General features: G+C 28.2%; 24 protein-coding genes. 6 read left to right on the top strand and 18 right to left on the bottom strand.

The genetic code is table 11. The features are described 5' to 3' along the window. Positions 1-3 precede the first annotated feature (3 nt). Complete coding sequence (locus Fi14EGH31_RS09555; RefSeq protein ID WP_199596390.1) at positions 4-552, bottom strand: D-glycero-alpha-D-manno-heptose-1,7-bisphosphate 7-phosphatase; 549 nt, start codon at positions 550-552, stop codon at positions 4-6. Between the two features lie 102 nt (positions 553-654). Between Fi14EGH31_RS09555 and Fi14EGH31_RS15715 the strand changes: the two genes are divergently transcribed. Then, a complete protein-coding gene (locus Fi14EGH31_RS15715; RefSeq protein ID WP_022002792.1) occupies positions 655-897 on the top strand; it encodes an IS3 family transposase in 243 nt (80 codons plus the stop codon). A gap of 53 nt (positions 898-950) precedes the next feature. On the opposite strand, the gene Fi14EGH31_RS09565 is transcribed toward Fi14EGH31_RS15715, so the two are convergent. The 5 genes from Fi14EGH31_RS09565 to Fi14EGH31_RS09585 all read right to left on the bottom strand — a co-directional run bounded on the left by Fi14EGH31_RS09565 (position 951) and on the right by Fi14EGH31_RS09585 (position 6,361). Next, positions 951-1,496, bottom strand: a complete 546-nt coding sequence (locus tag Fi14EGH31_RS09565) for a transcription repressor NadR (RefSeq protein ID WP_032090410.1) — start codon at positions 1,494-1,496, stop codon at positions 951-953. A 22-nt stretch (positions 1,497-1,518) separates the two neighbouring features. Beyond that, complete coding sequence (locus tag Fi14EGH31_RS09570) at positions 1,519-3,546, bottom strand: L-aspartate oxidase (protein WP_200764738.1); 2,028 nt, start codon at positions 3,544-3,546, stop codon at positions 1,519-1,521. A gap of 9 nt (positions 3,547-3,555) precedes the next feature. Beyond that, the gene (nadA, locus tag Fi14EGH31_RS09575) at positions 3,556-4,461 is read right to left on the bottom strand and encodes a quinolinate synthase NadA (RefSeq protein ID WP_117849713.1); all 906 of its coding nucleotides are present in this window, start codon (positions 4,459-4,461) and stop codon (positions 3,556-3,558) included. 106 nt (positions 4,462-4,567) lie between these two features. Further along, positions 4,568-5,962, bottom strand: coding sequence for an ROK family protein (locus tag Fi14EGH31_RS09580; RefSeq protein ID WP_158561394.1), 1,395 nt, complete (start codon positions 5,960-5,962; stop codon positions 4,568-4,570). A gap of 69 nt (positions 5,963-6,031) precedes the next feature. Further along, positions 6,032-6,361, bottom strand: a complete 330-nt coding sequence (locus Fi14EGH31_RS09585; protein WP_200764739.1) for a cupin domain-containing protein — start codon at positions 6,359-6,361, stop codon at positions 6,032-6,034. A 100-nt stretch (positions 6,362-6,461) separates the two neighbouring features. Between Fi14EGH31_RS09585 and Fi14EGH31_RS09590 the strand changes: the two genes are divergently transcribed. The 4 genes from Fi14EGH31_RS09590 (at position 6,462) to Fi14EGH31_RS09605 (ending at position 10,874) form a co-directional block, all read left to right on the top strand. Beyond that, complete coding sequence (locus Fi14EGH31_RS09590; protein ID WP_022002798.1) at positions 6,462-7,145, top strand: response regulator transcription factor; 684 nt, start codon at positions 6,462-6,464, stop codon at positions 7,143-7,145. Further along, positions 7,127-8,098 carry a sensor histidine kinase gene (locus Fi14EGH31_RS09595; RefSeq protein WP_022002799.1) on the top strand — a complete coding sequence of 324 codons (972 nt, stop codon included), beginning with the start codon at positions 7,127-7,129 and terminating at the stop codon, positions 8,096-8,098. The genes Fi14EGH31_RS09590 and Fi14EGH31_RS09595 overlap by 19 nt, the downstream gene beginning before the upstream one ends. 102 nt (positions 8,099-8,200) lie before the next feature. Further along, positions 8,201-8,959, top strand: a complete 759-nt coding sequence (locus Fi14EGH31_RS09600) for an ABC transporter ATP-binding protein (RefSeq protein WP_117849712.1) — start codon at positions 8,201-8,203, stop codon at positions 8,957-8,959. Between the two features lies 1 nt (position 8,960). Further along, positions 8,961-10,874 carry an ABC transporter permease gene (locus Fi14EGH31_RS09605; RefSeq protein WP_200764740.1) on the top strand — a complete coding sequence of 638 codons (1,914 nt, stop codon included), beginning with the start codon at positions 8,961-8,963 and terminating at the stop codon, positions 10,872-10,874. A gap of 177 nt (positions 10,875-11,051) precedes the next feature. On the opposite strand, the gene Fi14EGH31_RS09610 is transcribed toward Fi14EGH31_RS09605, so the two are convergent. From Fi14EGH31_RS09610 to Fi14EGH31_RS09625, 4 genes are all read right to left on the bottom strand, one after another. Next, entirely contained in the window at positions 11,052-12,416 is a 1,365-nt protein-coding gene (locus Fi14EGH31_RS09610; RefSeq protein WP_200764741.1) for an MATE family efflux transporter, read from the bottom strand. A 62-nt stretch (positions 12,417-12,478) separates the two neighbouring features. Next, positions 12,479-13,165: a Bax inhibitor-1/YccA family protein gene (locus Fi14EGH31_RS09615; protein ID WP_118306465.1), complete on the bottom strand. Its 687-nt coding sequence runs from the start codon at positions 13,163-13,165 to the stop codon at positions 12,479-12,481. A gap of 9 nt (positions 13,166-13,174) precedes the next feature. Next, positions 13,175-13,684 (bottom strand): nitroreductase family protein, encoded by a 510-nt coding sequence (locus Fi14EGH31_RS09620; protein ID WP_200764742.1) that lies wholly within the window; start codon positions 13,682-13,684, stop codon positions 13,175-13,177. Between the two features lie 2 nt (positions 13,685-13,686). After that, positions 13,687-14,985 carry an ATP-binding protein gene (locus Fi14EGH31_RS09625; protein WP_200764743.1) on the bottom strand — a complete coding sequence of 433 codons (1,299 nt, stop codon included), beginning with the start codon at positions 14,983-14,985 and terminating at the stop codon, positions 13,687-13,689. 91 nt (positions 14,986-15,076) lie between these two features. On the opposite strand from Fi14EGH31_RS09625, the gene Fi14EGH31_RS09630 reads away from it, so the two are divergent. Beyond that, on the top strand, positions 15,077-16,507 hold the full coding sequence (locus Fi14EGH31_RS09630) for an alpha-amylase (protein WP_200764744.1): 1,431 nt from the start codon (positions 15,077-15,079) through the stop codon (positions 16,505-16,507). 84 nt (positions 16,508-16,591) lie between these two features. Here Fi14EGH31_RS09630 and Fi14EGH31_RS09635 read toward each other — a convergent pair whose 3' ends face one another. The 8 genes from Fi14EGH31_RS09635 to Fi14EGH31_RS09670 form a co-directional block, all read right to left on the bottom strand. Beyond that, complete coding sequence (locus Fi14EGH31_RS09635) at positions 16,592-17,305, bottom strand: hypothetical protein (protein ID WP_200764745.1); 714 nt, start codon at positions 17,303-17,305, stop codon at positions 16,592-16,594. 164 nt (positions 17,306-17,469) lie between these two features. Next, on the bottom strand, positions 17,470-18,360 hold the full coding sequence (locus tag Fi14EGH31_RS09640; protein ID WP_200764746.1) for an NAD-dependent epimerase/dehydratase family protein: 891 nt from the start codon (positions 18,358-18,360) through the stop codon (positions 17,470-17,472). A 61-nt stretch (positions 18,361-18,421) separates the two neighbouring features. Continuing rightward, on the bottom strand, positions 18,422-18,910 hold the full coding sequence (locus Fi14EGH31_RS09645; RefSeq protein WP_117574801.1) for a hypothetical protein: 489 nt from the start codon (positions 18,908-18,910) through the stop codon (positions 18,422-18,424). Next, positions 18,898-19,248 carry a MazG nucleotide pyrophosphohydrolase domain-containing protein gene (locus Fi14EGH31_RS09650; RefSeq protein ID WP_022002811.1) on the bottom strand — a complete coding sequence of 117 codons (351 nt, stop codon included), beginning with the start codon at positions 19,246-19,248 and terminating at the stop codon, positions 18,898-18,900. Before Fi14EGH31_RS09650 ends, Fi14EGH31_RS09645 begins: the two co-directional genes overlap by 13 nt. 295 nt (positions 19,249-19,543) lie before the next feature. Then, on the bottom strand, positions 19,544-20,521 hold the full coding sequence (locus Fi14EGH31_RS09655) for an asparaginase (RefSeq protein WP_200764747.1): 978 nt from the start codon (positions 20,519-20,521) through the stop codon (positions 19,544-19,546). A gap of 9 nt (positions 20,522-20,530) precedes the next feature. Next, positions 20,531-20,800, bottom strand: a complete 270-nt coding sequence (locus tag Fi14EGH31_RS09660) for an acylphosphatase (RefSeq protein ID WP_118469614.1) — start codon at positions 20,798-20,800, stop codon at positions 20,531-20,533. A gap of 22 nt (positions 20,801-20,822) precedes the next feature. After that, positions 20,823-22,064 (bottom strand): aminotransferase class I/II-fold pyridoxal phosphate-dependent enzyme, encoded by a 1,242-nt coding sequence (locus tag Fi14EGH31_RS09665; protein ID WP_234697773.1) that lies wholly within the window; start codon positions 22,062-22,064, stop codon positions 20,823-20,825. Positions 22,065-22,151: 87 nt separating this feature from the next. Beyond that, positions 22,152-22,943 (bottom strand): SDR family NAD(P)-dependent oxidoreductase, encoded by a 792-nt coding sequence (locus Fi14EGH31_RS09670; RefSeq protein ID WP_200764748.1) that lies wholly within the window; start codon positions 22,941-22,943, stop codon positions 22,152-22,154. Positions 22,944-23,048 lie beyond the last annotated feature (105 nt).

Raw genomic sequence — 23,048 nt, forward strand, 5'->3', positions numbered from 1 at the left:
GATTCATTTATTTTGAATCTTTTTTATTTGTTTGGAAATTTCTAAAATACCACGATAACTTTTAACATTATCACCATTATAATTTATCCCATAAAAAGTTAAATTAAAATGTTTTGCTAGTAAATAATCAACTTGACTATCCCCTATATAGATAGAGTTATTCATATCAATTAAAAAATCTTTTTTAGCTTGTTCTATCATCCCAGGTTTTGGCTTTTTACAGTGACAATGATCTTTTTCATTATGCGGACAAAAGTAGATTTTTAGAATATCTATATTTTCTTCTTTTAATTTTTTTAGAAATTTTCCTGTAAACTGTTGATAATCATTCAATGAAATAATTCCATCATTAATAAGATATTGATTTGTTATAATGATAAAATCATATCCCATCTCTTTTAATCTCTTGAGTCCTTCTATTGAACCTTCTAAAAATTCAGGTTCTTTAATTTCTCTCCATTTTTCATCTGGATAATCCTTAATAATAGTTCCATCTCTATCCAAAAAAGCAATTTTTAAATAAGATGGCTTCATTTTAACCTTTTGATTCATACTTTACCTCCAAAGCTTCTATTTCTAAAATTTTATCATTTATTTTTACTAAAAAGAAGAAAACTCCTCAAAAAAAGACAATATATATAGGAAGGAATCTATATGAACAAAAATAGAGAAAATTTTATAAAATATTCAAATGATTTATATTTTCATCATTTGCTTGTAGAAAATGAAAGAATTAGAACCCTTATTTGTCAAGAACTCGTTTCAGACAGGAAAATTATTTCTATTAAATTAAAGAAAGCAATTGAAGAATATATTAAATATTACAATGAGAAAAGAATCAATGTAAAAAGAAAAGGATTGAGTCCATTAGCTTATAGACAACAATCCCTATCTTAAATTTTATAGTCCAACTATTTCAGTGCACTACACAACTATTGACGCTTTTTATTTTATTTATCTTTCCAAAAATCAACAGGTTCATATTCTTGTAACTGTGCAAGAAATCCAGCTTTTTGAAGTTCTTCTTGAATTTCATCGAGAATTTCTTCATTGTCTGCATGAACTGTATGATAATGATATCCTGATGTGACATTTTTTAGTAAGCTTGAATGTCCTGTTTGTAGATTTGTCATATAATTTTTAATATCTCTTCTTGAGGCAATATTTAATGTTGCTTTTACAATATTATAAACTTTATGATAAACAAAGACATCTTCAACATAACCACCTAAGTCAACAATTAAAGAAAGTTCTTTTTCTACTTCATTATCATCATGATGTACCTTAAAAATACGTTTACAAACTTTTTGTGTATTTAAAACATATCCTTTATGTGTTGAATAAATATCATAATCACCAGCACGAAGTAAAGCAATGTCTTGAACAATGACTTGTCGACTTACTTGGAGGGTTTTCGCTAAATATGTTCCTGATACAGGTTGTAAACTGTTTTTTAAAATATCAATAATGGCTTGTCTTCTTTTATTTCCATCCATACCTCGCCCTCCTTAATTGATATTATAGCACATGTAAATTCTTCAATGAAAGGTCTAATATTGGTGCAGAATGTGTTAGAGCACCACTGGAAACATAATCTACTCCTAAATTTGTAAGTCTTGCAATGTTTTCTTTTGTGACATTTCCTGAAACTTCAATTTCAGCACGATGATCAATATAAGCAATAGCTTCTTTTAACATATCATCATCCATATTATCTAGCATGATAATGTCTGCACCTGCTTCTACTGCTTCTTTGACCATTTCCATATTTTCTACTTCAATTTCAATTTTTCTAACAAATGGTGCATATTCTTTAGCAAGCATAATGGCTTCTTTGACTCCACCAGCAGCACCAATATGATTATCTTTTAATAATACACCATCACTTAAATTATATCGATGATTATGTCCACCACCAACTCTTACTGCATATTTTTCAAAAATACGATTATTTGGTGTTGTCTTACGAGTATCTAATAAACGAATAGAAGAATCTTTTAAATATTCTTGAACATTCGCTGTATAAGTGGCAATTCCACTCATTCTTTGTAAATAATTTAAAGCAACACGTTCCCCACTTAGTAAAACACGGACATCGCCTTTAACACGTCCTAAAAGTTGTCCTTTTTCTACGTGATCTCCATCACTAGCAAAGAATTCAACATCACAAGCTTCATCTAACAATTCAAAAGTACGTTCAAAAATTTGTAAACCACAAATGATACCATCTTCTTTACAAATCAAATCAACAACTCCTGTTTTAGAAAAAGGCATCACACTATTAGTAGAAACATCTTCACTGGTAATATCTTCTTTTAAAGCACTGATAATAAGTGGATCTACATTAAGTTTTAATGTTGTTTGATCAAACATATAATGATTTCTCTCCTTTAAACTTTTTTCAATACGTTTAGCCGCTCTTTTAGCAAAAACAAGACTTTCTAATAATGAATTACTTGCAAGTCTATTTTTACCATGAACGCCATTACAAGCTGTTTCTCCAATAGCATATAAATGTTTCATACTGGTATGACTATCATAGTCTACTTTAATACCACCCATGAAATAATGTTGTGCAGGTACAACAGGAATAGGTTCTTTAAAAACATCATATCCTTTTTCTTTACAATGTTCAACAATGTGAGGAAAATGACTTTCGATTTCTTCTTTACCAATTGGTCTTAAATCTTCATAAACATAATCTGTTTGATCTTTTTCCATTTGTTTAAAAATAGCTTCTGCCACAACATCTCTTGGAAGAAGTTCATTGACAAAACGATTTCCATTTTTATCTAAAAGAATAGCCCCTTCCCCACGTACAGATTCAGAAATCAAAAAGCTTCTTTCATGATCTGTTGTATATAAAGTTGTTGGATGAATTTGTACATAATCTAAATTCTTAAGTTCAATTTGATATTTTTTAGAAAGTTCAATGGCATCTCCTGTTAAATGAGGATAATTTGTAGAATGTTTATAAAGTCCGCCAATACCACCTGTCGCTAAAACGACTTTTTTAGCGTATACTTTTTCTTCTTGATTATTTCTTTTAATGATACCACCAAGCGCAACATTTCCTCTAACAATCAAATCAACAAGAGGTGTATTTTCTAAAAGTGTCACGTTCTTTTTTTGTCTTACTTTTTCTAATAAATGTCTCGTAATTTCTTTACCTGTAATATCTTCATGATACAAAATACGTTTTTGGCTATGAGCCCCTTCTCTTGTAAAAGCAAGGCTTCCGTCTTCATTTCTTTCAAAATCAACACCATAACTTATTAAATCTTGAATAACATCAGGTGAAGATTTAATCATCAATTCTACAGAATACACATCATTTTCATAATGACCTGCTTTCATGGTATCTTCAAAATAACTATCATAATCTTCTTCATTTCTAAGCATACAAATACCACCTTGTGCTAGAAAGGAATCACTTAATTCAGCTTCTTTTTTTGTTACCATTAAAATATTTAAATTTTCTGGTAGATGTAAAGCCATATAAAGAGCTGAACATCCACTACCTACTATTAATACATCTGTTTTCATTTTTTCTACCTACTTTGCAAGTTCTAACATTTTTTCTAAAGGACTTAATGCCTTTTGCATAAATTCATCATTTAAAATAACTTCATTTGTTTCATTTTCTAAAACGTCTAGAATTTTTTCTAATGTTACTTTTTTCATATTTGGACATACTTGAACATCCATAATTGTATGTAACTCTTTATTTGGTACTAATTCTTTGATTTTTGCGAAAACACCATCTACTGTCCCAATGATAAAATCTTTTGCATCACTTTGGACAACATAATCAATAATGGCAGAAGTGCTTCCTACAAAATCAGCAGCTTCAACGATTTCTCTTTTACATTCAGGATGAACAGCCACTTTTGCTTCTGGATATTTTTCTTTTGCTTCATTTAATTTTTCTAAAGTAATATTTGTATGACGAGGACAATGTCCATAATTTGTTATCACATTTTTTTCAGGAACTTGTCTTCTTACAAAATCTCCTAAGTTTTGATCTGGTATAAAGAAAATATTTTTTTGTGGTAATGCTTTAACAATCTTAACTGCATTTGATGAGGTTACACAAACATCTGCATATTGTTTAATTTCAGCTGTTGAATTGATATAACATACCACCGCTAAATCTTCATATTTTTCTTTCATTTCTTTAATTTCTTTAATTGTAATCATATGAGCCATTGGACAATCTGCAAAAGCATCTGGCATAAATACCTTTTTTTCAGGATTTAATATTTTTGCACTTTCCCCCATAAACTCAACTCCTGCAAAAACAATACGATCAGCATCTGTTTGGCTGGCTACTTTGGCTAGATAAAATGAATCCCCAATATAATCAGCAATCTTTTGCACTTCTTCATCTACATAATAATGTGCTAAAATAATCGCCTTTTTTTCTTCTTTTAACTTTTTAATTTTTTCTATATTATCCATATAACTTCTCCCTTTTCTCGAGGAGAGTATACTCCTTTTGTTTACACCTGACAAGACAGTTGTCAAAAATAAATATAAAAAAGATATCTTTTTTCAAAGATACCTCTTACATTTCTTTTAACCCTAATAAAATACATCCAATCAACATATATTCCTTTAAGCTTTCAATCTTAATCAAATCAGGGATATAACTCTTTGGCATATATTTTTCCATTTCTTTTTTTACATCATCACTTTTAGAAATCAACCGATTATAAATAATGATTGCATCCGGTGCCACCATCGAAGTAATCCCTAAACAATACTTCATTGTCCATTCAAGAGCTCCTTCTGGAGTTTTTTTGATTTCTTGATAATTCTCACTAAAAGAAATCGGTAAATACTGAATTTCACCCGCAACATTATGCCTTCCTTTAATTAAATGTCCTCGATGAATATGTCCTACTCCTCCCGTTCCACCAATACGTGCTTGATAAAGGAATGAAACAGATTCATAGTCATCTTGTGAAGCAAAATATCCCATCACAATTGTATTAACATCATTATTAATGACAATCTTTTGACTATATTTTTCTTCAAGAAAAGCTTGTAAATGACATTCATTCAAGCCATATTTTTTTAAAGTTACTACCCCATTATAAACAACCCCAGGTAGTGAAAGACTAATGAGTTCTATATCAGGATATCCATATAAAATCGTATTAATTAAATCAACAATATCATCGACTGAAATAGTGTTTTTATAGACTTCAAAATCTTCTAAAATCATATTATTTTCATCATAAAGACGACTTACAAGTCTTACTTTTTGATCTAATTGAATAAAAGCAAGTGCTAAAACTTGTTGATGAGCTTTCAACATTTGTTTAATAGGTAAAGGATTTTCTTGTTGACTTTGAACTTCTTTTTCTTTATAAAGTTCATCTTCTAAAAAAGTAATCGTATTTCCCACATCATATTTTCCAAATAATGCAGGTGATAAAGCATAAACACGCTTATTTTTTAAGACTCCTTCTACTTCAGATAAACGAAATGATACCTGTGGTGCTAGTAGAATAACATCATAATCTTTCGCCATGTCATAAAGATTTCCATAAGAAACAGCATTAAATTCAAAATCTTTATTTAGAAGCTGTACACCCTCATTTAATTTTTCCGCAAAGAAACCTGTAGTAAGTCCACTTGTACACGAAAGAAGTACTTTTGTTTTTTTAGAAGTTGTCAACCTTTGTAAACAAAGACGCATGTCATAAAGTAAACCTAAAGCGTGATGAAAATTATTCATTTGAAAATGAATAAAGAAGACTTTTTCTTTAGTCACCTTATTTTCAACATCGAGTTCAATAATACAATCAGGATAAAAATTAATGAATCCTAAACCATATTTTGTTTCAATCACAATATTATCATTTACTTCTTTGACATCCCAATCATCTTCATTTTGATTCAACAACCATCTCTTTAAAAGTTCTGTATCAATCTCTTTTAAAAAAGAATCCATCGTCCTCACCTCTTTTTTCATTATACATTTTTTCATCCAAAAATTAAAATTCTTGATAATAATCAAGAATTATTGTTCAGGTACAACTGCGAAATAAACAAGGTCTTCTTCATGATCATTGACCATTGTATGTTTATGACCTTTAGGACAATAATGAACACTTCCTTTATGAAGTTCTTCTCTTTGTCCATCATAAATAACATAACCATTACCAGAGATGACATAAATCACCTCACTGTTTGTTTCATGAACATGTTCTCCAACACTTCCACCAGTTGGAATATGTCCAATCATAAAACGATTTAGACCATCGAAATACATCTTTGCTTCAATGTATTTTTCGCCACCTTTAAAGTTTTCAAATTTTTCCAAATTATTTTCATCATATTCAAAAATCATTTTTATATCCCCCAATCGCTTTTCATTATAACATATCTTACAGAAATGTAAGATGACGAATTGCATGATTTTCTATATAATATTAAAAGAAGGTGATCTTATGTATAAATTATTAATTGTTGAAGATGATTTTATTATCGCAAAAGGCTTACAAAAACATTTTGAAAAATATCATTATGATGTTCAATATATAGAAGATTTTGAACATGTTTTAGATGAATTTTTAGAGTTTCAACCTGATCTTGTTTTATTAGATATCCATCTTCCTTTTTTTGATGGTTATTATTGGTGTCAAGAAATTCGGAAAATCTCACAAGTCCCTATTGTTTTTATTTCTTCCGCTAATGAAAATATGAATATTGTTTTAGCAATGAATATGGGTGGTGATGATTTTATTAATAAACCTTTTGATTTACAGGTTGTACAAGCTAAATTACAAGCGATTCTTAGAAGAACTTATAGTTTTTCTAAAGATTTTCATTTGTTAACTTATCAAGATGTTCATTTAGATATCTTAGCTGGGAAAATCACTTATCAACAAAAGGAACTTATTCTAACTAAAAATGAATTAAAAATCTTAGAATATTTATTTGAACATGCGGAAGTGATTGTTTCTCGTATTGATTTAATGAATCATTTATGGGATGATCACCAATTTATTGATGATAATACTTTAAGTGTTAATATGAATCGTTTAAGAAAGAAATTAGAGGATATTGGTTTACATGATTTTATTCATACTAAGAAAGGCTTAGGTTATTTATTATGTTTAAAGACTATTTAAAGAAAACATATCCCGTCTATCTTCTTTATTTGTTGTTTGTCTTATGTACTTTTGTTGTTTTAATGATATGTCAAATGATTTCAGATTTAATTATTTATATGTTAAGTCTCTATTTTTCTATCATCCTTCTTTATTTTTTACTTGATTATAGAAAATACAAACAACATCATCAATATTTGATTTATTTAAAAGACAATCCTGAATTGTTTGATAATTTACCTCAAGAAAGCTATCTTGAAGAAAAAATGTATCAAGAAATGCTTCAAATATTACAAAAAAAGATATTTCAACTTAAACAAGAAAATCAACAAAAATACAATAACACGATAGATTATTATACAAAATGGGTCCATCAAATCAAAACTCCTATTGCTGGATTAAAACTCATCATTCAAAATGATTACCCAGATAAAAAAATGCTTGTAGAACTTTTAAAAATAGAACAATATGTCAATATGGCTTTACAATATGTACGTTTAGATTCTATTCACCATGATCTTTCTTTTCAAAAAGTTTCTTTAGATCATCTTGTTAGTCAAGAAATCAAAAAACAATCACTCTTTTTCTTTCAAAAAAATTTAAAAGTAGATTATCAAATTAAAGACCTACAAATCTTAACAGATGAAAAATGGAGTGGTTTTGTCATTGAACAAGTTCTTTCTAATGCTTTAAAATATACGAAAGAAGGAAGTATTACTTTTTATAATGAAGGTGAAAAGCTTTATATTCAAGACAGTGGTATTGGTATTAAAGAAAGTGATCTGCCACGTGTTTTTGAAAAAGGATTTACAGGTTTTCAAGGAAGAAATGATAAAAAAGCCAGTGGTTTAGGTCTTTATTTATGTAAAAATATTTTTAATCAATTGGGTCATTGGATTTCTATTGAATCAAAAGTAAATCAAGGAACAACTGTTTGTCTTGATTTTAGTAAAAAAGAAATATTTATTGAATAATCTTACAAAAATGTAAGATTATTTTACTTACTTGTAAGATAAATCGATAGGTCATATTTTAGAAGTAGAATACAATAAGTGTGTAAAAAGGAGGACACAAAAATGTCATTATTAAACGTTAAACATTTACAAAAAATTTATTCAACGCGTTTTTCAAGCCAAAAGGTAGAAGCTTTAAAAGATGTTTCTTTTGATGTTGAAGAAGGAGAATATATCGCCATTATGGGTGAATCTGGAAGTGGAAAAACAACACTCTTAAATATTCTTGCTTCATTAGATAAACCAACAAGTGGAGAGGTTTTATTAGATGGAAAAGATCTTACAAAAATCTCTGATAAACATATTTCAGCTTTTAGACGAGATAATCTTGGCTTTGTTTTTCAAGATTTTAACTTATTAGATACTTTTAATGTCGCTGACAATATCTATTTACCCCTTGTTTTATCCAAAGAACCCTATGCTTTAATGAAACCAAAACTAGAAAAACTTGCAAGACCATTAGGAATTAATCATTTATTAGAAAAATATCCTTACGAAATATCTGGTGGTCAAAAACAAAGAGTTGCGGTTGCAAGAGCCTTAATTACCCATCCTAAAATTATTTTAGCCGATGAACCCACAGGTGCTCTTGATTCAAAATCAACCGATCAACTTTTATCTATTTTTGATCAAATTCATCAAAGTGGACAAACAATTTTAATGGTTACTCATAGTAGTAAAGCAGCTAGTTATGCCAGTCGTGTCTTATTTATTAAAGACGGACAAATCTTCCATCAACTTTATAAAGGAGATATGTCTAATCAAGAAATGTATCAAGCTATTAGCGATACTCTAACAATGCTTCTTTCAGGAGGTCAATAATATGAAATTTTATTTGAAATTGGCTTTAGGAAATATCAAAAAGAATAAGAAGCTTTATACATCATATTTTGTTTCAACAATCTTTTCTATTGCCTTATATTTTATTGTTAGAAATATTGGACAAAGTCCTACTTTAAAAAATCATCAAGAAATGACGATGTTTTTAGGATTAGGCAGTGGTGTAATAAGTATTTTCTCTTTTATATTTTTACTTTATACCAATAGTTTTGTTATAAAAAATAGAAAAAAAGAAATTAGTCTTTATCATATCTTAGGGATGGAAAAAAGAAATATACGTTCGATGATGTTTCTAGAAACACTCATTATTGCCCTTATTTCTCTTTCATCAGGTATTTTAATAGGTGTTCTTCTTTCGCAAATAACATCGGTTATTATCTTAAGATTGATTCATAAAAGTGTTCAATTTTCTTTAAACTTTTCATTGAACGCTTTTATACAAACCATTATTATTTTTAGTATCATTTTCTTAATTTCTTTAATATACAATATTACTATTGTTGTAAGAAGTAATCCTATTGAACTTTTAAAAGGACAAAACATTGGTGAAAAAGAACCTAAAACAAAAATAATCTTAACGCTTTTTGGAATGATTACTTTAGGAGCTGGTTACTACCTTGCCTTATCTATCACTGATCCAATGAAAGCAATGACTTTGTTCTTTGTTGCAGTTATTTTAGTCATGCTAGGAACTTATAGTTTATTTACAGCAGGAAGTATTGCTTTATTAAAATTCTTAAAATCAAGAAGAAACTTTTACTATCAACCAACACACTTTACTTCTATTTCTGGTCTTTTATACCGTATGAAACAAAATGCGGTCGGACTAGCAAATATTTGTATTTTATGTACTTGTGTTTTGGTTACTCTTTCTTCAACAATCTGTTTATATAATGGAATTCAAGATAGTATAGACCGTCAATGTTATATGGCTGGTAATATTAAGTTGAATGGCTTTAAAAATCCAAGTTATGTTTTTGATAAAACAAAAGAATTATTGAAGAATGAAAAATATGATTCTCTTTATGCTTTACCTGTTTATGAGTATTCTGGAAGTTTAAAAAAGAATCATGCTAAACTTGATGATTATGATTATAAATATCTTTCTTGCATCAACCTTGTTTCTTTAGAAGATTATAATCATTATTTTGATAAAAACCTTTCTTTAGATAAAAATGAAATCTATCTCTATAGTTATGGAAAATATAATTACCGTTCTCTTTCTTTAAATGGCAATTCTTATGTCATTAAAGATCAAATCAAAAATCGTCAAGTTCAAACTGGTAATAGTTATGCTTTTAATGCTATAACTATTATTATGAATCAAAATAATCTTGATCAATATCAATTAAAACCACAAATATTCTTTATTGGTTTCAATGCATCAAAAGAAGTTGTTAAGAATGTTACAAATCAACTTATAAAAATAGATTATAGTCAACTTGGTGAAAAGAATTATTATTTTACTACTCAAAATGGGATTGAAGATCAAGAATTTATCTATGAAATGTATGGAAGCATTCTCTTTATCGGTATTTTCTTATCAATTATGTTTTTAGTAGCAGCCATTATCATTATTTACAATAAACAAATTTCTGAAGGATTTGAAGATCAAAATAAATTTGAAATCTTACAAAATGTTGGTATGTCACAAAAAGAAGTTAAACAAACAATCCAGTTTCAAGTACTTATTTTCTTCTTTGTCCCATTAATTGTTGCAATTATTCATTTATTATTTGCTTATCCGCTTATTTTAAAGGTATTAAACGGTTTATTGTTATGTAATGAAAATGTCTATTTTATTTCTACAATCAGTTGTATTATAAGTTTAATTATTATTTATACGATTGTTTATTTAATCACTTCTAAAGCTTATTATCGTATTGTGAAAAAATAACATATTTTAATGGACTGAAAAGCTAAATTATAGCTTCAACAGTCCTCTTTTATTATATAAAAAAGCAGAGAAATCTCTCTGCTTATCCAACTATGGCTCTGGTTCTCCGATTTAATCCAACTAAAGCATGGATTCTCTAAAGAAAATATATCATATTTTCATTTTAAAAAAAATATTTTAGAGATCACTTACAATATTATGTACCCATATACCCTTTCTTACAAGAACAAGACCAAGTGTTGCTTTAGGAATATCAACACATTGAACTAGTAGATAGATAGTCAATATTGGTAATGATGTTAAACGGGTAAGTAATAAAGCGCTCATGAAAGTAAAAACAAAAGTATAACCACTATCAAATAAGAAGGTTAGAAAAGTTTTACCTCCTGCTCGCATTGTAAAATAACTACTATAATAAATAGAAATAATTGGTAACATACATGCCGCAATTTTTAAAAGTTGAGAGGCTAAAGCTTTTACTTCTAATGAAGTATTATAGATTTGTGGTATGAGTGATGAAACATTGAATAATACAATACCTATAGCCAAACACATCACAAAATTCATAAATAACATTTTTAAATCGTAATCTTTGGCTTTTTCAATTTCTCCTGCTCCAAGTTGTTGACCAACTACAATAGAAATAGAGTTACCCATAGCATAACATACGATCATAAAGAAGTTTGTTACTGTTGTTGTTATGTTAATGGCAGCTACCGCTATAATTCCTCTTGTCGAATAACTTTGGGAAATTAAAGCTATTGATATTGACCAAAGAATTTCATTACATAAAAGAGGTAATCCTCTTTTCAACATTTCTTTTGTTGAAGAAAGTGGTACTTTCTTTAACACCATCGCTTCTTTTAAATAGACATTACGATATCCACCTACAATATTAATACACATTTCAACCACACGAGAAACAACAGTACCAATCGCCGCTCCTGAAACCCCTAATTGTGGAAATCCAAAATGTCCAAAGATTAATATGTAGTTAATACAAAAATTAACAATGACTGCAACTACACTGGCAATCATAGGTAAAACCGTATTTCCTGTTTCTCTAAGGGATGAAGAGTAAACTTGTGTTATGACAAAAGGTATAAGTCCTATGAGCATGACTTTTAGATAATTCATCCCATAGTTTAACGTTTTTAAACTATCACTAGGACTATCATTGAGATATAAAGAAATGAGCTGACTACCAAAAGTATAAAATAAGAAAATAGCGAGTATTGTAATAATTAAACCAATAATTAACTTAATTCTAAAACAATTTTCGACCCCTTCTTTATTTTTCTTTCCATAAAATTGTGCCATAAAAATACCTGGTCCTGACATTGCTCCAAAAATTGTTACGTTAAACACTTGTAACAATTGATTAGTAATAGAAACACCTGACATAGAAAGTGTTCCAAGTTGACCAATCATAATATTATCTAATAAACTTGCCAGATTGGTAAAACCATTTTGTATCACAATAGGAATACAAATCGCTAATACCATTTTATAAAAGTTTTTATTTCCAATAAGTTTTTTCATATTTCCTCCATATGAAAACTATTATAAGGGATTTAGAAATCAAAAAAAAGAGCTTTCGCTCTTTAGTTATTATCACCTAATAATTGTAGAATATCTAAGAAAATATTCATAAAATCTAAATAAAGATTAAAAGCTCCATAAATACTGATCTTTTCTAACATTTCTTTATTAGAAGAAGCTCTGTGATATAATTGTAATGATTTTTGCATATCATAAGCTGTAATACCAGCAAATAAAGCAAGTGAAATAAGTGGCATAATTAATGAACCTACAGGAAGATTAAAAATCATTACAATGATTGCAAAAATAAGATATACAAATAATCCTGTTAAACATAATGTTCCAATCCTTGTAAGATCCATTTTAACAACCGTTCCTAAAATAACTAAAACTCCAAAATAAATAGCCGCCACTAAAAAAGCAAGAGAAACTGTAAATCCTGTATAACTAGAAATCACATAAGAAAAAGTAATGCCCGTAATAACAGAATATGTTATATAAAGAGCTTTAGCTGTTGCTGGTTTCATAGTCATTAAATGTCTACTTAAACGAATGACCACCGCAAATTGAAAAACTACAAGAAGTAAAGGTAATACACCAGCATGTGCCATAAAAGAGGTTCTTTCTAAAGCAAATGCTGTTAAAAAAGTTGTTAAAACACCAATCACCATCCATTTAAAAATGTTATTAATATATTGTTGCATGGTCATTGTTTGATCTTCAACAAATTCATAAACTTTATCATCCATATTTATCACCTATCCTTTAATTACACGATTTTCTAAAATCACTTTTTCAGGTAATGCTTTTTCTATATACCCTAAAATACAACAACCTACTCCTTCATAGTCTTCTAAATGCCATTTTTCTAAATATTTCTTTCCTTCAGGTAATTCAAACATTTCTTTGCAACGATTGATCCAACAAGAACCTATGTTTAATGCATATGCTCCTGTTTGCATAGCACCAATAACAAGAGAACCATCTTTTACACCATTACTTTCATCTTTTGGTACAAAGATAAAACATACTGTTGGTGCACCATAAAAAGGATCAACATCTTTTCCAAAAATAATCGCATTGAGTTTTGAAAGTTCTTTGATTTCTTCTTGTTTTTGAACAACCACAATTTTACTTGATTGTTTATTTTTACCACTTGGGGCATTTAAACCACAATCAAGGATAGTTTTTAATTCTTCATCTTTGATTTGTTCTTGTTTAAAACTACGACAGCTTCTTCGAGTTGTAAGTGCTTGAATAGCTTCCATATTTATTCCTCCAATCCTAAAATATAATTGATAAATTGTTGAGCAGTTCTTCCTGATGTTCCACCATGAGAAAGTTCCCATTTATTCGCTTCTAATAATAATTCTTTTTCATCCATTTGGATATTATTTTTATGAGCTAATTCTAAAACAATATGATTGAATTCTTTTTTCATTGGTTTAGAATAATTGATTTTAACTCCAAAACGATTAACTAAAGAAAGTTTTTCTTCCATCGTATCTGATTGATGCATTCCATTTTCTTGAACAACATCATTACGATCAGACCAGTTTTCTTTAATAAGATGTCTTCTATTACTTGTTGCATAAATAAGAATATTTTCAGGTTTTGTTTCAACTCCACCTTCAATTACTGCTTTTAAAAATTTATATTCAATTTCAAATTCTTCAAATGATAAATCATCCATATAGATAATAAAACGATAATTTCTATTTTTAATCATCGCAATAATATTTGATAAATCTTTAAACTGATGTTTATAGATTTCAATCATTCTTAGACCTTGTTCATAAAATTCATTTACAATTGCTTTAATACTTGTTGATTTACCTGTTCCACTATCCCCATAAAGTAAAACATTATTTGCTTTTCTTCCTTCAACAAAAGCTACAGTATTATCTAATAACTTTTTCTTTTGAATTTCATAACCAACTAAATCATCTAAAACAACTTCATCCATATTATTAATTGGTTTTAATTCTACATAGTTTTCATGACTTGTCGCAATTCTAAAGGCTTTATTTAAACCAAACATACCTACTCCATAATCTTTATAGAATTGCGTTACAACATCAAAGAATTCTTGTTCATTTTTTGTTTCTTCTAATTTTTTAGAAAGTTCTTGGACTTTTAAAGAAACATTCTTATTGTACATCAATTCTGGTTTTGATAAAGCTTTATAATTAGCAAGAGTTGAAAAACAATCAATATTTAATTCTTTTTCAATACTCCTAAAATCATAATGGAAAAGATCATAAAATACTTTAAAATCATTTAAAGCAAAATGATTGACCGTACCTTCTCTTGCCCCTTGTTTTTCACAAGTCATACTAAATGGATTTTCATTTGTCATTAATAAATAAGTCAAATAATTATGCCATAAATTATCATTAAATCCATATTGAGTTGCAAGTTCTAATAATCTTTTTATCTGACCATAAATTTCTTGACGAAGTTCATGATTTGATTTTTCATCATCTGATAACAACTTAGCAAGTTGTACTAAAATTTCATCCTCTGGTAAATTCCCATAAAGAATTAAATTTGATATTAATTCATACATATATATAATCCCCCTAATTTCCTTTATTTTAGCGCATCTTTTAAGAAAATGAAATAAAATGATGTATAATAGTTTCAATGAGGTGAAAAAAATGAAGAATGGTATTTTATTGCAAGGTTTTCATTGGTATATCAAACCTGAAGAAAATCTTTGGAAAAAACTTAAAGAAAATGTTGATGAATATAAGCAATTGGGATTTAGTGCTTTATGGTTGCCTCCTGCTTATAAAGGGGTTGGTGGTAAAAATGATAATGGTTATGGTGTTTATGATCTTTATGATTTAGGTGAATTCAATCAAAAAGGAAGTATTGAAACAAAATATGGGACGAAAGATGATTATTTAGCTTGTATTGAAGCTTTTCAAAATAAGGGAATCGATATTTATGGAGATATCGTTTTAAATCATAAGATGGGTGCTGATGGTACAGAAATCGTCAATGCAAGAGAAGTCAATCGCCATAATACCAATGAAATCATTTCTAATGATGAACAAATTGAAGTATATACGCTTTTTACTTTCCCAGGTAGAAATAAAAAGTATTCTGATTTTATTTGGCATTGGTATCATTTTGATGGTATTGATTACGATGAAAAAACACATCGTAATACAATTTTCCTTTTTGATCATAAAAGTTGGGATCAAGAAGTCGATGATGAAAATGGCAATTATGATTATTTAATGGGGACTGACTTAGATTTCAGTAATGAAGAAACTGTTCAAGAAGTCACTTCTTGGCTTCATTGGTATTTAGATATCACCCATATAAAAGGTTTACGTTTAGATGCTGTTAAACATATCCCTGCTTATTTTTATCAAGAACTTTTACCAAAATTACGCCAAGATTATCAAGAAGAACTTTTCACTGTTGGAGAGTATTGGCACGGGGATGTGTATCATTTAGAAAACTATTTAAAAGAAGTCAATTTTGAAATGTCATTATTTGATGTGCCTCTTCATTATCATTTTTATGATGCTAGTCATAGTGAAAACTATGATATGTCTCATATTTTTGATCAAACTCTGGTTTCTATGTACCCATCAAATGCAGTCACCTTTGTGGATAACCATGATACAGAACCAAGTCAATCTCTTGCTTCTTTTATACCCGATGAATTTAAAGGACAAGCTTATTGTTTAATACTCTTACGAAAAGAGGGTTATCCTTGTGTTTTCTATGGTGATTTAGAAGGTATTGAATATGAAAATATTTCTTCTAAAAAAGCAATACTTCAAAAAATCATGTCACTTAGAAAAGAATATAATAATGGTTATCAAGATGATTATTTTGATCATCCTCATTTAATTGGTTGGACAAGGCATGATGAATTTAAGTCTATGGCTGTTGTTTTAACCAATTCAACAGGTGGCATCAAATCAATGTATGTAGGTAAAAATTTTAGTAACTGTTATTTTGTTAATGCATTTAATTCAAGTCAACGTGTTTGTATTAATGAAGAAGGCTATGGCGATTTCTATTGTGAAGATAAAAATTTTGCGGTTTATGTAAAAGAGCAATCGTAAATATTGCTCTTTTTTAGCAGACATGACAAGCCATACATACTTCTTTGACCCAACGAGAGGCATCCAACAACAATTCTTCATGTCTTAAATCAAATTCAATAATATCAGGTTGTTTGAAATATTTTTCATAACGTTTTCGATACTTTTCACCCATCTTTTTTGCATAGAATACATGAATTTTGTATTAGGCACTTGTATTTGTTTACCAACTTTTGTATATAAGTCACTACAAAATTGATTTTTCATTGATTCTTTAGAAATAAAAGAAAAATTAATACCACTTCCTATACCCTTAAGTTCCATGAACTTCTTTCGGTAATCTGCATTTTCATCTTGAGTATTCATTCTTTTAGAAATAAATTTTTTAGCTAGTCTACTTCCTTTGCCTGTAATTAAGGGATAAATAATGGACATTACAAGTGCAGTTTGTAGTTTTGCTAGAAACTTAGATGTTTGATCCATATCACTTGAACCAATAATCGCATGATCGATATGAATATTTTCTCTACTTACCAGTAAAGATACAAAAGATCCGCCAAGTGAACAACCATAGGCAGCAAAAATATGACCATTAAAATATTCTTGAATATATTGTTCAATCTTTTTTGTTTCATCTAATTCAGAAATAAAAGTTAAGTGTTCTGTTTCATCAAAACCACTATAACTGACAATTGCTACATAAAAATATTCTTTTAACCCTTCTATAACATGACCAAAATTATTTTTCCAATAACAACACGTTCCTGGAAACAACATCATTACTGGCTTTGATTGATCTCCAAATGTAGAAACTTTCATAGAATCCCTCCGTTAGCTTTAGCTAACATAATGCTAACATACTTTATGCTAAAAAAAGAAGGATTTCTCCTTCTAATATTATAAAGCTCTATATTTAAAATCAAAAATATCGTTGTGCTAGATGTATCGTTCTTGTTATTATTACTATCTTTTATCCAATTTACCTAACTAATAATTTCTTTTGTATATTCTTTAATTAATGAATTAATCCATGAATTAATATTTGAAAATCTAAAACCTAATTCTTTAGCAAGAGCTGTATTTATTTGGTAACTTTCTACATCATTGTACGGAGCAATTTCTGTAGTCTTTTTTAAAAATAACTCAGAAATATTTTTATCAAGAACATTTTTATTCGGCTCTAGTATTGATAAAATCTCATACATTGATAAAACCCCATCGCTAGCAGCATTAATACATCCCTTAAAATTATTTACATCTTTTAAAAATGCTAGAAATTTCCCAGCTTCTTTAGAATCTACGAAACTCATCTTATTTTTTATATTATTTACATATAAATTTTTCTTTTCTCTATAACATTTTATATACTTAATCAATCTTCCTGTATAATCATCTTTTCCTATAACAAATGGGAATCTAACACAAATATAGTTTATATCATTAAATTTTTGTAATATTGCAGCCTCAACAAGACGTTTCCCTTCTGCATATTCAACTTCATTTCGTTTACAATTAATATATGGATAAGTTATTGAATCAAAATCAGTTTCTTTTACATCTCCTTTTAAAGGATTGTAAACAGATGTAGAAGATGTAACAATATATTTTCCACAATGAATATGTGGTAATAATATTTCTATATCATTAGAACAATATGCCAAGTTATCATATATTACATCAAAATATTTGTCACTAAGATTATTAATTATACTTAATTCATCATGTCTATCCAATATAATTCTTTTAATTTTATTTTCAAAAGTATCACTAGTTAATCCTCTAGTTGCTATTGTTACATCACAATTACTTTTTAATAATTCATCAACCAAATGAATACCAAAGAATCTCGTACCACCTAAAACTAAAACTTTCATCTTACTTTCTCCTTTATATAAAAATATAGAGTTAATGTTTTTGAATATACGTATATAATTTTTAAATTGTATTTCTAGTACTTAATTTCTTAATTATTTCTATTTCACGAAATAAAGTTTCATCCAAGGAACAACAATTATTTAACATTTGATCATAATCATCAATATCAATACTTTTTCCTTGCAAAATCATATACTTTAGTATGCAAATTTGTGCTTTATGTTCTCCAATTCCTTTAAATTTCAATAAATTATTTTTTAATTCAATAAAATTAGTTACTTGAAAAACATTATTTATATCTTTAAAATCATATTTTAAAGTGTCAAACATACTATCTAGATAATCTATCATTTTATTAGGAAATCTGTGTTTAATGACTTGTTTATAAAATAAATCCGTTAATTCTCTTTCGGTACATACATAGTTCTTTTTTTCCAATTCTTCAACTAATTTAAGACTATTTTGTAATGTAGTATTTGTATTTTGTGATTGATGAAATATCGTTGATATTAAAAGATAATATATTTGTTTTTTATTTATTTCTTCCATTTTCTTTTTATATTTTCCCTTTCCTTTTTTAAAAATGCATCATACAAATCAATTTGTAATTTATTAGCTATTGAAAATAAAACTATTAATACATCCGCAATTTCTTCTTCAATAGGAGAATAATTATTTATTTTGCATCTATCAATTGGTAAACTTGTTGAATCCTTTCTAATAGACTTTGCTAACTCACCCACTTCTTCCATTAATAACATTAATTTTAATTCTATTGACTGATTGTTGAATCCTCTAATTTCTAAAACATTATTAATATAATTTTGTAGTTCCACTAATGATGTACCTTTCTTTAAATCATTGAAATATTCTTCTTGAGTTTTCATATTACTCTCCCCCCCCTCTTTTTCACATAAAATTAAAATAATACTTTGCTTTATAAGTTCATTATACTCCAGACAATGCATAAAGTTGAATAAATAACATAAAATAGTTTTTTATCTAAAAAATTGTCTTACTGTTAATTGATAAATTTTGATCTAATATTCACCAAAATTAATTGATTTTCTCTAAACATAAATTGTATCATAGCTATCAATTATTCTTAATATAAACATGTTTAATTTTATATTAATACTGACTAACAATTAGAAACATATAAAAAAAGAAGGATTTCTCCTTCTAATATTGTAAAAAGATTTCTCTGATTTCATCACGATCATGTGTTTGTGTTAAAGCAAGCATGAGTAAAACTCTTGCTTTTTGTGGTGATAATGTATTTGAAGAAATACATAAATGATGTGGATCAAAAATTTCATCATCAAAAACAATCCCTTGTGAAATACGCGAAGAACGTACAAAAATAGTTCCTTTTTCTGAAAGTTCTTCAATAGCTTTTAACCATGCTTGGCTATAATTTCCACTTCCTGATCCCGCAATAACAATCCCTTCATGACTACTTGCAAGATCATATAAGATTTTAGCATCCGCACCACTGTAATAAAAAGCAATCGCTACACTTTTAATCGAATCAATACGTTTATTAAAACGTGATTTTACAGTATGAATCTTACTTGTTTGTGTATAGAAATAGACTTCTTGATCTTGCATATATCCTAAACATCCTAGTGATCTTTGATCAAATGCATCGATTTTAAAGTTATTGACTTTTTCAATATCTCTTCCTGAATAAATCGTATTAGAAAATAATGCTAGAACACCTCGATTATAGGATTCTCCATGACAAGCTAAACAAATAGCTTGATAAAGATTAAATGGACCATCTGCACTCGTTGCTGTTGCTGGACGCATTGCTCCTGTTAAAACAACAGGCTTTGGTGTATTTAATGTTAAAGTTAAAAAATAAGCTGTTTCATCTAAAGTATCTGTCCCATGGGTAACGACTGCACTATCAATCGTATCATCCGACAAAATTTCTTCAATGTTATTTTTTAAAATCAACCATTTTTCATGTGTCATTTCATTACTATCAATATTCATTAATTGATATTCTTTAATATGGGCAACTTCATTAATTTCTGGAATTGATTCAATAATTGAATCAATATCAATTTCTCCTGCATGATAAGCTGCTGTTTTTCCTTTTTTACCAGTACCAGCAATCGTACCACCTGTTGCAACAATAGCAATTGTTTTCATATATCCTCCTTAATAGCGTATTTCAAATGATTTTTCATTTTCTTTAATATTTAACAAATGATAATGAATTTGTTCAATTTCAATAAAAGGTTGTTGATACAATTTTTCTATCATTCTTTCAATAATCATACCTTCTCCTTGAACTTCCATAGAAACCGAACCATCATATTCATTTTTTACAAACCCCGTTAATTTTAATTCATTTGCGATAGAAAAGCACCGAAAACGAAACCCAACACCTTGAACTCTGCCTTTAAATAAATACTTTCTTCTTTCCATAAAAAATAACCGGTCCTCCCGATTATTTTAAACTATCTAAAATTTCTTTCATTTTAAAGGCAAGTCCTTGGCATTTTTCAATTGAAAGAGAACATAAAGCAACTCGAATACCTTTATTTACTTTAATTGTATAAATATCTTGAGCAAGCATTGCTTCATGGAAACGTGTTAATAAATCATTATCTTCTACTTTTAAAGTCACAAAGAAACCTTCTTTATATGGATAATACGTTAAACCACATTCATCTGCTTCTTTTTTAAAGACTTCACATCTTTGTCTTAATAAATCTACATATTTTGCTTTTTCTGCATTAAATTCATCTTTATGTTCTGTTGTTACTTTAACAAAGTTTTCCATTGCTGCATTAGGAATATTTGACCAAGAAGCTCTGGCATGTTTTTCCATCAAGATTTCAAGTGATCTTACATCTTCTTGATTTTTCGCTAAAATAACAGCACCACCACATCTTAAACCATAAGAAGTTAATGTTTTAGAACAAGAGAATGCAACAATAACCATGACTTGATCATTCATACGATTAAAGGCATTCATATAATCTCTTGATCTTTCTAAGTTATAAGAATAATCAATATAAGCAATATCATCTAAGATAATAACAGGTCCTTCATTGGATAATTCATTACAAAAATCAATCACTTGATTCCATTCTTCAACTGTCATAGAATATCCTGTTGGGTTATGACATGGATCATTGATAATCGCTAAAACTTTACCTTGTCTTGCCATTACTTCACGACAAGTTTCTTTAAAGCTTGTAATATTGAAAGCATCCCCATCAAACATTTGATAGGCTTGTACTTTACAATTAGCAATCGTTGCCATTGATTTATAATTACCCCAAGCAATATGAGGAATAATTAAAGTTTGACCTTCATCTAAAACATTTAAAATAGTAGAACTAACGGCTCCTGATCCTCCAGGTGTTCCGATAACACTATGACATAAATCAAGTTTTGTATCTTGTACGACCCAATTATAAACTTGTTGTCTAAAGTTAGGATTTCCACTAAAACTTGAAGCATATTTTGCTTTTGTTCTATTATCTAAACTATTATACGTATTAAATACGGTATCTAATGCTACTAAATTACCATCTTCATCATATAATGAACCAATTGTCGCATTGACAATATTTTCTTTTCCTTTTTCAGCAATTGCTTCATTTGCTAAACTTACGATTTTAAAAACATTATCAACAATTGGTTGATGATCTATATTTTGTCTAATAAATTTTTTCATCATACATACCTCTCTATTTCACTGATTTTATCTTATCACACTTTAATAAAAAATTCTCTAATTTTAAGGATTTTTTTAATTAAATACAATCTATCTAATCTTCCTTGTTCCATCTAAATTTTGATAAGCCATCCAAATCTTTTTAACAAGTCGATGTGGTAAAACCTTCATCCCTAATATTTGTATTTTATTTATCGTTCCATAAAGGGAAACATCTTTAGAACTTTCCATATCTTTAATTGCTTTTTTTATAATATCTTTTGCTTGATATACTTTTCCATAACGGATAACCACGGGCTTTTTATTTTTTTCAACAGCACGATCAAAGAATTCTGTTTCAACCCAATAAGGACAAATAGCTAATACATGAATCCCTCGATACTTCAATTCTTCATTTAATGCCCTTGAATAATTAAGAACAAAAGCTTTAGAAGCAGCATAAATATTTAAATAAGGAATTGGCATATATCCACTACATGAAGCAAAATTAACAATGTGACTTTCTTTATGCATATAAGGTAAAACAGTATTGACCATTTTGACAACTGCCAGCATATTTAAATTCATCATATTTTCAATTGTTTCTGACGACATATTTTCATAATGATCTAATTTTCCATAGCCTGAACAATTAACAAGAACTTTCACTCTTGGTTTTTCTTTAAATAAAGCTTCCTGAAGTATTTCAAATGATTCTTTTTGTGTTAAATCTAAAGCAAGTACTTTTACTTTTGTTTCTAATATTTCTTTTAGACTTTCCAATCTTTCTTTTCTTCGAGCAATCACCCATAATTCATCAACTTGATATTTCTTTTCAATTTGTCTAGCAAATTCTTTTCCCATACCAGAACTTGCTCCTGTAATTATCATTATTTCTTTCATTGTATCACCACATTTATTATAGTTTACAAACAGGTAAAAGAGAATGAATTTTTTCATAAAATAAAAAAGCGCTTACATTTTCTGTTTATATGATAAAATAAAAAT

Source organism: Faecalibacillus intestinalis, from assembly GCF_015097455.1.
Lineage (GTDB): Bacteria > Bacillota_I > Bacilli_A > Erysipelotrichales > Coprobacillaceae > Faecalibacillus > Faecalibacillus intestinalis.